Raw genomic sequence first — 13,130 nt, forward strand, 5'->3', positions numbered from 1 at the left:
AGATTAAGATATTAACAACCTTATTTTGTGTGCTATTTTTTGATATTTTTATAGCATGTTTGCACTAGTAGATTGTAATAATTTTTATGCTTCTTGCGAGCGGGTTTTTAACCCTGCTTTGCAAGGCAAACCTTTGGCTATTTTAAGTAATAATGATGGTTGTGTAATCTCTTTAAGTGATGAAGCAAAAAAATTACAACTTCCTTTTGGTGCGCCAATTTTTAAATGGGAAGCCTTTTGCAAAGCAAATAATATTACAGTATTATCTTCTAACTATCCTTTGTATGGCGATATGAGTACAAGGGTTATGAATATTTTAGCAGATTTTTCTCCTGATATTGAAGTGTATTCTATAGACGAGTCTTTTTTAGAATTAAAAGGTTTCGAAAATTACAATTTTACAGAGTATGCTACCAAAATGAGAAGTAAAATTTTAAAATGGACAGGCATACCAACTTGTGTAGGCATAGCACCAACAAAGGCATTAAGTAAAGTAGCTAATAAAATTGCACGTTCTAACTTAAAACAATCTAAAGGGGTTTGCATTATAGATTCTGAAGAAAAAAGAATTAAAGCTTTAAAATGGACAAAAATTGGGAAAGTTTGGGGCATAGGTAGTCGTTTGCAAAAACGATTAGAAGCAAAAGGGGTTGTTACCGCATATGATTTTACACAGTTGCCAAGCGATTGGGTTTTAAAAAATTTTTCAATTGTAGAATGGCGTTTACAGAAAGATTTGCAGGGCATCTCTAAAATACCTTTAGAGACTTTTATTGCCTCTAAAAAAATGATTGCAACCACACGTAGTTTCGAAAACACTTATTCTAATATAGATGATATTACAGAGCGTGTTTCTACGTTTGCTAGTGTTTGTGCAAAAAAGTTACGAGCACAAAAATCGAGTTGTCATTTAATTACTGTTTTTTTAAGAAGCAATCGGTTTGATACGCAACAAGCTTATCAAAGAGAAAATAGAACGGTTGTTTTATCTTACCCAACAGATTCTTCTTTAACTATTTCTAATGCCGCAGTTACGGCAGTAAAAAGTATTTTTAAAAAAGGAATTCAATATAAAAAAGCAGGCGTTATCATTGCAGGTTTTGTACCAAATGACAATTTTCAATTAAATTTATTTTCAGAAGAAAATCCGAAGCATAAACCATTAATGTCTGCAATAGATCATTTAAATAAAAAATTTAAGAGTGATAAAATTAAATTAGGAAATCAAGATTTAAATCGCACCTGGAAAATGCGTCAAAAAAGATTGTCTAAAAAATTTACGACCAATATAAATGAGGTTCTTATTGTAAAAGCTTCTAAAAACAATTAAAAAGTTATAATTTGCATCTAAATGAAAACAACAAAAAATCTTGTCTTTTTTACACCAAAAGCATCGTCTGGTAAAGGTGTTATTTTAGTAGACACAGGTATTTCTGCAGGTTTTCCGTCGCCTGCAACCGATTTTACAGAAACAAGAATTTCTTTAGATGATGAACTTATTCAGAACAAAGACGCTACTTTTTTTGCAAAAGTAAAAGGGCAATCGATGATTGATGCCGGGCTAGATGATAATGATTTATTAGTAATTGACAGAAGTTTAGAGCCAGCAAATAATAAAATAGCTGTTTGTTTTTTAGACGGAGAATTTACCGTAAAACGATTACGAGTAGAAAAAGATGAGGTTTGGCTACAGCCAGAAAACCCAAATTATCCGATTATTAAAATAACAGAAGAGAACGATTTTATGATTTGGGGAATTGTAACCAGTGTTATTAAAAAAGTGTAATGCTAAAAAAAATCTAATTAAGGTTTCGCTTCTCTATAAAAAAGCGTTTCAATAATACAGAGCAATCATTTTCTAAAATACCACCAATTACTTTTGTTTTTGGATGTAGAGTAGTTTTTAAATTGATAAAACCTCTATCTGGCTCAGAAGCACCATATACAATTTTACCAATTTGCGCCCAATAACTAGCGCCAGCACACATTTGGCAAGGCTCTAAAGTAACATACAATACGCATTCTTTTAAGTATTTACCACCTAAAAAATCTGCAGCAGCAGTAAATGCCTGCATTTCTGCATGAGCGGTAACATCATTTAATGTTTCTGTTAAGTTATGGCCTCTTGCAATAATTTTATCTTTTAAAACAATAATTGCTCCTACCGGAACCTCGCCTTTATCAAAGGCAGTATGAGCCTCTTGCAAAGCTTTCTTCATAAAATAATTATCATCAAAGGGCTGTATCATCTATTGTGATTGTAAGTTAGTGTAAATTTAAGAATTTTTTTTACGATAGATTTGTAATAATTACGTTTCTGTAATACAGACACAAAAAGTTATATTGTATTTTTGCAATCGGATGAAAGACTTATTAAACAATATTTCTAATGTTTTAGATTTAAGAAAATTAAATCAAGAGCAATTGCCGCAATTGGCAAAAGAGCTAAGAGCATTTATTATAGATGTTGTTGCTACAAAAGAAGGGCATTTAGGAGCAAGTTTAGGCGTTGTAGAACTTACAATAGCGTTGCATTATTTGTTTGATACACCAAAAGATTTACTTGTTTGGGATGTTGGACATCAAGCTTATGGTCATAAAATTTTAACGGGCAGAAAAGATGTTTTTCATACCAATCGTCAGTTTGGTGGTATTGCCGGTTTTCCATCCAAAGAAGAAAGTGAATTTGATGCTTTTGGTGTTGGTCATTCTTCTACTTCAATTTCTGCAGCATTAGGAATGGCAATAGCTTCTGGCTTAAAAGGAAAAACTACAAAACAACATATTGCTGTTATAGGTGATGCTTCTATTGCAAGCGGTATGGCTTTTGAAGCCTTAAACCATGCAGGTGTTTCTGAGGCAAATTTACTGATTATTTTAAATGACAATGCAATCGGGATAGATCCTTCTGTAGGTGCTTTAAAAGAGTATTTAACAAAAGTAAAAACAGATAAAAAATTAGCGGCACAAAATAACATTATTAAAGCTTTAAACTTTGATTATTCAGGTCCGATTGATGGGCACGATCTGCCTAAATTGTTAGCAGAATTAGCACGGTTAAAAAATGTAAAAGGGCCTAAATTTTTACACGTAATTACTACCAAAGGCAAAGGCTTGTTACAAGCAGAAGAAGATCAAGTAACCTATCATGCGCCTGGTAAGTTCGATAAAGTTTCTGGGCAAAGAATACTCAAAGAAAAAAGTGTTTATACCAAATACCAAGATGTTTTTGGAAAAACACTTGTAGAATTAGCAGCAGAAAATGATAAAATTGTAGGTATTACCCCCGCAATGTTAACTGGTAGTTCTTTAAAGTTGATGCTTCAAAAATTTCCAGAAAGAACTTTTGATGTAGGCATTGCAGAGCAACACGCTGTAACTTTAGCTGCAGGTATGGCAACGCAGGGTTTATTGCCGTTTTGCGCTATTTACTCTACCTTTTTACAGCGCGCCTATGATCAGGTAATACATGATGTTGCCTTGCAAAATTTACCAGTTGTTTTTTGTATAGACAGAGCTGGTTTGGTGGGCGAAGATGGTGCAACTCACCATGGTGTGTTCGATTTTTCTTACTTAAGATGCATTCCTAACTTAATTATTTTTGCACCAAGTAACGAAATAGAATTGCGTAATATTTTATATACGGCTCAATTAGGTTTAAAGAACCCTATTGCAATTAGATATCCTAGAGGAACTGGCTCAATTGTAAATTGGCAGCAACCGTTTCAAAAAATTCAAATAGGAACCGCTAAGCAATTAAAAAAAGGATCTGAAATAGCTGTTTTGTCAATTGGTACCATTGCATTAAATGTTGAAGGGGCAATTGCTTTGGCAACCAATAGCGAGCAAATATCTCATTATGATATGCGCTTTGTTAAACCTTTAGATGAGCAACAATTACACACTATTTTTACTACATATAAAAAAATTGTAACCATAGAAGATGCAAGTGTATGTGGTGGCTTTGGGAGTGCTATTTTAGAGTTTGCCTCTAAAAATAAGTATCAAAACAACTTAACTCTTTTAGGGATTCCAGATACCTTTGTTGCGCACGGGAGTATTGATAACTTACAAAGTAAACTAGGTTTAGATGCTAAAAGTATTGCAAATAAATTGAATTTATTATCATAAAAAAAAGACGCATTACAGCGTCTTTTTTTAATATCAATTTAAAGGGTTACATGGGTATATCCATTGTCTCCTTCTTAGTTAGTATAATTTTAAAATAGTGTTGTTTTTCTTTTATCAGATATTTTACAACGGCTTCATTGTCCTTTAAAGTAAAAGGTATTTTTTCTTTAACTACCGTTTTTGTTATTTGTTTGCTAATTGGCTTTAAAGACTCTGTTGTACTTTCTTCTTTAATAAAAGCTTGGTATTCATTATTTTTTTGAAACTTAAGTTTAGCGTACTGTTCTTTAAAATAAATACCTTGAATTTTAATATTCTTATCTGAAAAGTTGCTATTTAAGGCGGTTTCAATAAAAATATTAAAACCACTACCACCACCTTTAACACCAGAAGACCAAATTGTATAATATGACTCTGAAAGCTCGAAATTAGCTTTTTTGTCTAATTGATAGGTATTGGCACATCCAAAGAAAAGACTACCAACTAATAGAATTGCTGAAAATTTTATTTTCCCCATTGTAAACTAGTTTTTAATAAATTTAAAACTTTGGTTTTTTCCTTCAGCTATTAATTGAACAATATAGATACCATTGTTTAATGTTTCAACATTTATTTTTTGGGCGTTAAGCGTTCCTTTTTTGGCTATTTTCCCTGTAATATCAGAAATGGTGTAAGTAACATTTTTACTTAAATCTAAAGAATTACTCTGTAGGTTTAGAGTTTTTTGAGTTGGATTTGGGTAAAAAGAAACTTCAAGATTGTTGGTGTTAAAATTCTTTGTAGAAAGTGTGCTTTCTACTGTAGTTTCAAACATACCATTACCATGAGTACCAATTAACAGTTTATTGTCAGAAGGTCTGTAAACTAATCCGCTAATTAAAGATAACCCAATTTCAGAAGCACCTTCCATTTCCCAGTCGGTTGTTGTTGGGTCTAAAGAGCTATACAAGCCTCTCGCAGTTCCTACATAATATACTGTTTCTGCACCTACTTGCGCAATAGCTGCAGAACGAATTGAGTGTGCAGAAAGGTTTCTTTCTACAAGTGTCCAAGTTGGTGATGCAGAAGTTGCATCATTAGATAAAAAGATACTTTGTATACCATAATTAGCATAAGTAACTAATACGATGTCTGGGTTTGTTGGGTGTATAGCAATACCACTAACAATGGTGTTGTTTGTGGTAGTTGCGCCAGAAGGTGTTATGTTTACAGCGTTGCCAATACTTGAAGTGTTTTTTGGGTTTACCACTTTAAAAACGCCACCACTATTACCACCTACTAGTAAAAAGCTTGTAAAATCGTTATAATTACCTCTGGTGGTTGCAAAAGTTCTTAAATTTTCATTTGTAGGTAAGCTTCCTGCATTTACCCAATCTGCACTTGTTACTGTTTCAGAAGCATTGGTTCTATATAAATCGTTATTACCTGCATAATATAGTAAATCATTGTTATCTGGGTCTACATAAAAATAAGTAACAAATTGAGCGCTATTACCACTAGGAGAACCTGTTGGTTTTATGTTTCTTAATCCACTTGGGTAATTTGTGTAAATGTTACCTTGTTGAGAACCCAAAAAGTATTGTAAAGCTGAACCTGTAGCTGTATTTCTTCTCGCTAAGCCAACGGCAACACCGTCTCCACCAAATACAGAGTTCATTGTTTTATTATCTGCTAAGCCAGCATCTGTACCACCAACTGTAGTTCCGTTATCTTGTGCGCCACCAAGAACAATGTTACTACCAGATAAAGGGTCTAGAGCTACATGGTAATATTGGTAAGTAATGTAGTTGTTATTTAAACTTTCCCAAACTATTGGGTTTGCAGAAATGTCTGTTGTTTTGTGAACACCACCATCTGTACCACTGAATAAGGTAGAATAATTGTTTGGGTCGAAAGTTAAATCATGTATGTCTGGGTGATGATTTGAATACTGAGCATACCCAGAGTTACTTGCATACCCACCAATTCTTAAGAAAGTAGGATCTGTATTGATGTTTTCTATCTTATAAGCGTTGGTACCCCCAATTACTACAAAGTTTTCATCATCTGGTTTTACAGAAACAACAAGATCGTAACCACCTTGTACTGCTATAGGGTCGTTTCCAGCAGAATCTCCGCCAGCTTCATCTGGTAATTTGCTCGAAAAGTTTACCCATGTGTTTAATGTTGGGTTAAATTGCCATAAATCTGCTTCCTTTCCACCAGAATTTCCATTTACGTATAAAGCATATATCATCCCTTCTTCAGAAGGAGCATCACCTAAAACAATTCTACCTGTTGCAGCCCAGTCTGTTGGAGTACCATTTTTAGCAATTTGTGTCCAAGAGCCTGTTCCTGTAGGAGATAACCAAACACCTTCTAAAGTAGTTCCACCATCAAAACTTGCATACACTTTTCCTGCATCAGAAATAACCAGGTCAGAAAAGTCTTGCGTATCATTAGATAACTCTATATGAAAAGTAGTGCCATCATACCTGTAAATATTTTGTGTACTTGCTATAAATAACTCACCAGTTACGGGGTGTACTTCTAGTGCGTTTGTATAATCAAAAGGAGTGTCAAATACTGTTTGATCTGAGTCTGTTCCTGATAAAATACTCCAAGTTAAACCGTTATCTGTAGATTTCCAAATTCCTTGTCCACGATATGAAGAACCAAGACTTGCGCTATTGCCAGACCACTCGCCAGTTCCATAATACCAAATATTTTGAAATCCTGTTCTAGGGTCTTGTGCCAAAGCAGATACATTGTGAATTTGTCCTTGAGTGGTTACTTTTGTCCAATTTGCACCGCCATCAGTGGTTCTAAATAAACCGCTACTTACTCCACCAGACAACATTGTTTTACTAGTAGGGTCAGATAAATCTAAAGCAAAAGCCCTTGTTCTACCACCTAAGTTAGAAGGACCTCTACTTGTATAGGTACTTATGGTAGCTCTTTGTAATTCTTTTTTCTTTTTAAGCTCTAGAGAAACTGCTAGTTCTTTTTCTTTTTCTTCTAAAGGAACAACCCCTGTTAAAGGGTTTTTTTGCATTTCTAATTCATGTTTTTCTCTTTCAATAGCATACAATTGTCTTGTGCTTTCTGTTTTTTTAGTAGTTTTTAGTTTTTCTTCTTTATTAATAAAAGAAGAAGAATTGTTTTTGTTGCTGTAATAAAAACTTATCATCGTAATAGCGACAACTGCAAAACAAGGTATAAGTAATTTTCTTTTCATAATTATTTTTTTAAGTAGCGTCTAAATTTAATATTTTTATTTAAATAATCTAAAAATATCATTTCCGTTAGCAAAAAGTAGCAAGGCAATTAACAATATAAAGCCTGTAACTTGGGCGTATTCTAAAAATTTATCTCCTGGTTTTTTACCCGTAATCATTTCCCATAAGGTAAACACAACATGCCCACCATCTAGTGCCGGTATTGGTAAAAGGTTCATAAAACCTAACATGATAGATAAAAATGCAGTAATATTCCAAAAAGATTCTGCACTCCATTCACTAGGGAAAATACTACCAATAGAGATAAACCCTCCCAAACCTTTGTAAGCCCCTGTACTTGGATTAAAAATCTTTTTTAATTGTTTGATGTAATCTGTAAGTGTTTTTACAGATTTGTTCCATCCGGCAGGTATTGCTTCTGCAAAAGAATATTCTACTTCAGCTAATTTATAATACCCTAATTGCTCTAAATCTTTTGCACCTAATTTACCTAAACCAACACCTAATTTACCTTCTGTAGTTACTTTTACGGCAATTTCTTTAAGTTCATCACCTCGTTTTACATTGATAAAAATATCTTGATTTTTAAACTTATCTAACTCATTTTGTGCCTGATCGAAATATTTTATCGGCGTACCATTAATGCCTACTACAATATCTTTTACTTTTAATTCTGAATTAATATTTGGCGAATCTTTAGAAACATTTGCAATAGCAAACGGATATCTTGGGTATAAAAAGGCGCCAGCATCTTTACCTCTGTCTACTAATTGAGAAATAAAATCTTCTGGTATTTCTTGGTTAATAAGCGTGCCATTTCTTTCTATTTGATAATTGTTTCCGTTGATAAAACCAAGGGTTAATTCATTAAATTTCTGAACCTTTTTACCATCAATAGAAATTACTTTGTCACCAGTTTGTAATCCTAGATTTACAGCCAAAGAATCTTGTACCCATACTCCGTCTGCAACGCTATCGTTTGGTAAAAACTTTTCGCCGTAAGCGTACATTAACAAAATATAGATGAAGATACCAAGTACAAAATTAACAAAAACACCACCAAGCATTATGATTAAACGTTGCCATGCAGGTTTAGATCGAAACTCCCATGGTTTTGGTGGTAAAGCCATTTGTTCGGTGTCCATACTTTCATCTATCATGCCCGATATTTTTACATATCCACCTAAAGGAATCCAGCCAATACCATAAACGGTATCGCCAATCTTTTTCTTAAAAATAGAGAATTTGTAATCGAAGAATAAATAAAATTTTTCGACTCTTGTTTTAAATAATTTTGCAGGGATAAAGTGCCCTAATTCGTGCAAAACAATTAATAAAGATAAACTTAAAATAAATTGCGATGCTTTTATTAATATTTCCATTCAGTATTAAATCATAATTAAAATAGTGACAAATGTACGTTTTTAAAGGTCGTATAAAAAGTACAAATTTAGTTCCCTTTTTATTTTAACAAAATTTTTTGAAAGTATTTGTTTTCGTTTCCTTTACTAAAGTCCTATTATATTGTAAATTTGTTGTTATAAATTATTTATATGGATGTAAAATTCTTTAAAAAGTCGACACCAACTCTTGTGTTTTTTGTAGTTTTTTCTGCAATATCTCTCCCAGTTTTTTATCATTTATTAAAAGTAGAAAACCGTTTAAAAGTTTACAATCCTATCGATGTAAACCCTAGATTGGTAGATGAGAGCCTTTTACATGTTCAAAAGAACCATACAATTGCAGATTTTGAATTGATCAATCAAAACGGAAAAATAATTACCAATAAAGACTATCAAGATAAAATTTATATTGCAGATTTCTTTTTTACGCGTTGCCAAACCATTTGTCTTGCAATGGCTTTTAATATGAGTGAATTGCAAGAATTTTATAAAAATGATACTGATATCATGTTTCTCTCTCACTCGGTAACACCTGTAATTGATAGTGTTTCTGTTTTAAAAGAATATGCTTTAAAAAAAGGGGTTTTAGATGGTAAATGGAATGTAACTACAGGGCCTAAAAAGCACATTTATAACTTAGCAAGAAAAAGTTATTTTGCTGTTTTAGATGAAGGTAATGGCGATGAAAACGACTTTATTCATACCGAGCAATTTGTCTTGGTAGACAAGCAAAGACGCATTAGAGGCTATTATGATGGTACCGATACAAAAGAGATGCAGCAGTTAAAAGAAGACATTGTTTTGCTAAAAGAAGAATATGCATCGAAATAACTTGTTTAGAATCATTCTAAATGAGTATCTTTGTTCTCCAAAATAAAAATATTGAATACAATAGCATCTTTACTAATTGGAGAAATAGGGTATGTTTCTGAAGAGTCTTTAGAGTCAATTCCGCTAAAGTTATTAGAAATGGGTTGTTTACCAGGCGCAGAGGTAGAATTGGTGCAAATTGCACCTTTAAAAGACCCGTTATATATTTGTGTTAATGGTAGTCATTTGGCCATTAGAAAAGAGACTGCAGCTATGATTCAAATTTTAAAAAGCTAGTATTTATATGGCTAAAAATGATATAAAAGTTGCATTAATAGGAAACCCTAATACAGGTAAAACCTCTCTTTTTAATCAGCTAACTGGTTTAAATCAAAAAGTAGGTAATTACCCTGGGGTAACGGTCGATAAAAAAGAAGGTGTTAGTAAATTGTCTTCTACACAAAATGCTATCATTACAGATTTACCGGGTACTTATAGTATTAATCCAACTTCGTTAGACGAGAGTATTGTTTTAAAAACGCTATTAAAAAAAGATATTAAAGAGTCTCCAGATGTAATTTTAGTGGTTGCAGATGTAGAGAACTTAAAAAGAAATTTACTTTTATTTTCACAAATTAAAGATTTAGAAGTGCCAACTGTTTTAGCGATCAATATGGTAGATCAAATGAACAGAAAGGGCATTACAATTGATTTATCACTATTAAAAAAAGAGTTAAATACAGAAGTTGTTTTAATAAGTGCCAGAAAAAATGAAGGTATAAATGAGGTAAAATCGGCAATTATTCGTTGCCATGTTGCTGCAAAAGCATCACCGCTTTGTGGTATTAACCATCAAATAGATCCAGATTATTTTGACAAGCTAAAAGAAATAAGTCCAAATTATTCTTTGTACGAGTTGTGGTTAATGGTTACACAAAACAATTACCCAGATACCATCACAAAATCAGAAAAAGAAAAATTATTAGCCTTTAAAAAAGACGTTTCTAAATTAAAGAAATATCAACACAAAGAAACCATATATCGTTATCAAGAAATTAATAAAATTTTAAAGAAAACATATATTGTAGACAAAACAAAAGCAACAGATTTGCGTGGTAAATTAGATAAAATTTTTACCCATAAAATTTTCGGTTATTTCTTTTTTGTATTGTTATTGTTTTTGATTTTTCAGTCTGTTTTTGATTGGGCAACATTGCCAATGGATCTTATAGACAACACCTTTGCATCGCTTTCTAATTTTGCAAGAAGTAATCTAGATCCGGGTGTTTTAACAGATTTATTAGCAGAAGGCATTATACCAGGTATTGGTGGTGTTATTATTTTTATACCTCAAATTGCCATTCTTTTTCTATTTATTGCCATACTAGAAGAAACAGGTTACATGAGTCGTGTTGTTTTTTTAATGGACAAAATTATGCGTCGTTTTGGGATGAATGGTAAAAGTGTTATTCCGTTAATTTCTGGAACAGCTTGTGCCATACCAGCAATTATGGCAACTCGAACAATCTCTAGTTGGAAAGAGCGATTAATTACCATTTTAGTAACCCCTTTTACTACCTGTTCTGCACGTTTGCCTGTATATGCAATTCTGATTTCTTTAATTATACCAGACACAAAAATTTTAGGTTTTATAAATTTACAGGGCTTGGTTTTGTTGTCTTTATATGCATTGGGTTTTATAACAGCAATTATAGCGGCGTATATTTTACACAAGACATTAGATATTAAAACACGGTCGTTTTTTGTTGTAGAAATGCCAAATTACAAACTACCATCTTTTAAAAATGTATTTTTCGAAGTTGTAGAAAAAACTAAATCATTTGTACTAGAGGCTGGTAAAATTATATTAGCCTTGTCGGTTGTTTTGTGGTTTTTAGCGTCTAACGGTCCTTCTTCTTTTGATAATGTAGCTCAGAATATAGAAAAAGATCCAATAAACATCAATTTATCTACTAAAGAATTGCAGCAAAAAATAGCCTCTGTAAAGTTGGAAAAATCTTATATCGGTATTTTAGGAAAAACAGTAGAGCCAGTTATCAAACCGCTGGGTTACGATTGGAAAATTGGGATTGCATTAATTACCTCTTTAGCAGCAAGAGAGGTTTTTGTAGGTACTTTAGCAACAATTTATAGTGTAGCTTCTGATGATGAAAATACTGCAACTATTAAAGAAAAAATGCAGTCTGAAGTAAATACTGTAACAGGTGAAAAGCGTTTTAACTTTCCGGTAGGCATGTCTTTAATGATTTTTTACGCCTTTGCAATGCAGTGTATGGCTACTTTAGCGATTGTTAAGCGAGAAACAAAAACATGGAAATGGCCTTTAATACAATTATTTGGTATGGGGTTATTAGCTTATGTTGCCTCATTTATAACCTATCAAATACTTAGTTAATGCAAGAAGTTATAGCTTATTCATTGGTTGTTTTCGCAGTATTTTTTTTGATAAAAAAATATTTCTTCCCTCGTAAAATTAAAGGATGTAGTTCAGATTGTAAGTGTTAATATTGTATATTTAACAAAATAAAACTACTTAAAAAATGAAAAATATTTTCTCTACCGTTTTAATTCTTTTTTTGTCAATCTTTGTGAGTAGCACTTCTGTTGCGCAAAACTTCCCAAGGTTAGATTTAAGTCCGATGGATGCAGCTGTGTATCCTACAGATTGGAAAAACAATGACAAATTGGTGAAGGTTATTTATGGCAGACCACAACTAAAAGGGAGAGATTTTGCAAAGTTAGCAGCAGTTTCCGACAAAGGAGTTTGGAGAACCGGTGCCAATGAAGCGCCAGAAATTACTTTTTTTAAAGATGTTTTATTTGCTGGTAAAAAAGTAAAAGCAGGTACTTATACGTTGTTTACCATTCCGTCTGAAAAAGAATGGACTCTAATTTTAAGCAGTGTTAGAAACGTTTGGGGGCACTATACCTACGATGAAAAACAAGATGTTTTAAGGGTAGAAGCAGCGGTGGTAAATTCAGAAAAAACCATAGAGGCTTTTTCAATGCTATTTAGCTTAAATGAGTTTGATGTTTTAACTTTTTATATCGGATGGGGCAATACGGTTGTTTCAGTACCGATATCAGAAATATTATAAAAGATTATTTGCCCATTGGTACTACAATAATACCAGTGTATTTTTTCTGATACTTTTCGATCTCTTTATCGGCTTCTAGTTTAGTTTTATAGTTTCCTACATGAACTTTCCATTCAGGAGCTTTGTAAACTAATTTAGAGAAATTTCCAGAAAAATGTTCATCAAAACTAGCTTTTATACTTCTTGCCTTTTCTTCATAGCCGTTGTAAAGTTGAATTCTATAACCAAAACCATGTTTGCTGTTATAGCTTCTTTTTTTAGCAATCATATTTTCTATTTCTACAGACTGTTTTGTAACACCTTGTGAAAAAGAAGAATAGCTAATTGCAAGAAGTAGCCAAGTAAAAATAAAGCGTGTTAATTTGTTTTTCATCTCGATAGTTTTTTTACAAAAATAACCACAACTTTGGTATTATATTGAACTTTTTACTTATTTAGAATAAATATAA

General features: G+C 32.4%; 12 protein-coding genes. 7 read left to right on the top strand and 5 right to left on the bottom strand.

All coding sequences use genetic code 11. From position 1 onward, the window contains the following. Positions 1 to 55: 55 nt before the first annotated feature. Complete coding sequence (locus Q0678_RS10775; protein ID WP_299057722.1) at positions 56 to 1,330, top strand: Y-family DNA polymerase; 1,275 nt, start codon at positions 56 to 58, stop codon at positions 1,328 to 1,330. A 21-nt stretch (positions 1,331 to 1,351) separates the two neighbouring features. After that, the gene (locus tag Q0678_RS10780) at positions 1,352 to 1,786 is read left to right on the top strand and encodes a LexA family transcriptional regulator (protein ID WP_299057724.1); all 435 of its coding nucleotides are present in this window, start codon (positions 1,352 to 1,354) and stop codon (positions 1,784 to 1,786) included. Positions 1,787 to 1,799: 13 nt separating this feature from the next. Here Q0678_RS10780 and Q0678_RS10785 read toward each other — a convergent pair whose 3' ends face one another. Further along, positions 1,800 to 2,249 carry a nucleoside deaminase gene (locus Q0678_RS10785; protein WP_299057725.1) on the bottom strand — a complete coding sequence of 150 codons (450 nt, stop codon included), beginning with the start codon at positions 2,247 to 2,249 and terminating at the stop codon, positions 1,800 to 1,802. Positions 2,250 to 2,361: 112 nt separating this feature from the next. Here Q0678_RS10785 and dxs point away from each other — a divergent pair, with 112 nt between their 5' ends. Next, positions 2,362 to 4,131 (top strand): 1-deoxy-D-xylulose-5-phosphate synthase, encoded by a 1,770-nt coding sequence (dxs, locus tag Q0678_RS10790; RefSeq protein WP_299057726.1) that lies wholly within the window; start codon positions 2,362 to 2,364, stop codon positions 4,129 to 4,131. Between the two features lie 46 nt (positions 4,132 to 4,177). On the opposite strand, the gene Q0678_RS10795 is transcribed toward dxs, so the two are convergent. The 3 genes from Q0678_RS10795 to rseP are packed head-to-tail and all read right to left on the bottom strand — an operon-like array spanning position 4,178 to position 8,731. Beyond that, positions 4,178 to 4,648 carry a hypothetical protein gene (locus tag Q0678_RS10795; protein ID WP_299057728.1) on the bottom strand — a complete coding sequence of 157 codons (471 nt, stop codon included), beginning with the start codon at positions 4,646 to 4,648 and terminating at the stop codon, positions 4,178 to 4,180. Positions 4,649 to 4,654: 6 nt separating this feature from the next. Then, a complete protein-coding gene (locus Q0678_RS10800) occupies positions 4,655 to 7,348 on the bottom strand; it encodes a T9SS type A sorting domain-containing protein (protein ID WP_299057730.1) in 2,694 nt (897 codons plus the stop codon). 36 nt (positions 7,349 to 7,384) lie between these two features. Beyond that, positions 7,385 to 8,731, bottom strand: a complete 1,347-nt coding sequence (gene rseP / locus Q0678_RS10805; protein WP_299057732.1) for an RIP metalloprotease RseP — start codon at positions 8,729 to 8,731, stop codon at positions 7,385 to 7,387. Between the two features lie 171 nt (positions 8,732 to 8,902). Here rseP and Q0678_RS10810 point away from each other — a divergent pair, with 171 nt between their 5' ends. The 4 genes from Q0678_RS10810 (at position 8,903) to Q0678_RS10830 (ending at position 12,681) form a co-directional block, all read left to right on the top strand. Beyond that, positions 8,903 to 9,583, top strand: a complete 681-nt coding sequence (locus Q0678_RS10810) for an SCO family protein (protein ID WP_299057734.1) — start codon at positions 8,903 to 8,905, stop codon at positions 9,581 to 9,583. Positions 9,584 to 9,634: 51 nt separating this feature from the next. Then, on the top strand, positions 9,635 to 9,859 hold the full coding sequence (locus tag Q0678_RS10815; RefSeq protein WP_299057736.1) for a FeoA family protein: 225 nt from the start codon (positions 9,635 to 9,637) through the stop codon (positions 9,857 to 9,859). A 7-nt stretch (positions 9,860 to 9,866) separates the two neighbouring features. After that, positions 9,867 to 11,978 (top strand): ferrous iron transport protein B, encoded by a 2,112-nt coding sequence (gene feoB / locus Q0678_RS10820; RefSeq protein WP_299057738.1) that lies wholly within the window; start codon positions 9,867 to 9,869, stop codon positions 11,976 to 11,978. A 145-nt stretch (positions 11,979 to 12,123) separates the two neighbouring features. After that, on the top strand, positions 12,124 to 12,681 hold the full coding sequence (locus tag Q0678_RS10830; protein WP_299057742.1) for a DUF2911 domain-containing protein: 558 nt from the start codon (positions 12,124 to 12,126) through the stop codon (positions 12,679 to 12,681). Positions 12,682 to 12,685: 4 nt separating this feature from the next. On the opposite strand, the gene Q0678_RS10835 is transcribed toward Q0678_RS10830, so the two are convergent. After that, positions 12,686 to 13,054, bottom strand: coding sequence for an SPOR domain-containing protein (locus Q0678_RS10835; protein WP_299057745.1), 369 nt, complete (start codon positions 13,052 to 13,054; stop codon positions 12,686 to 12,688). Positions 13,055 to 13,130: the final 76 nt, after the last annotated feature.

The organism is uncultured Polaribacter sp. (assembly GCF_947497125.1).
Classification (GTDB): domain Bacteria; phylum Bacteroidota; class Bacteroidia; order Flavobacteriales; family Flavobacteriaceae; genus Polaribacter.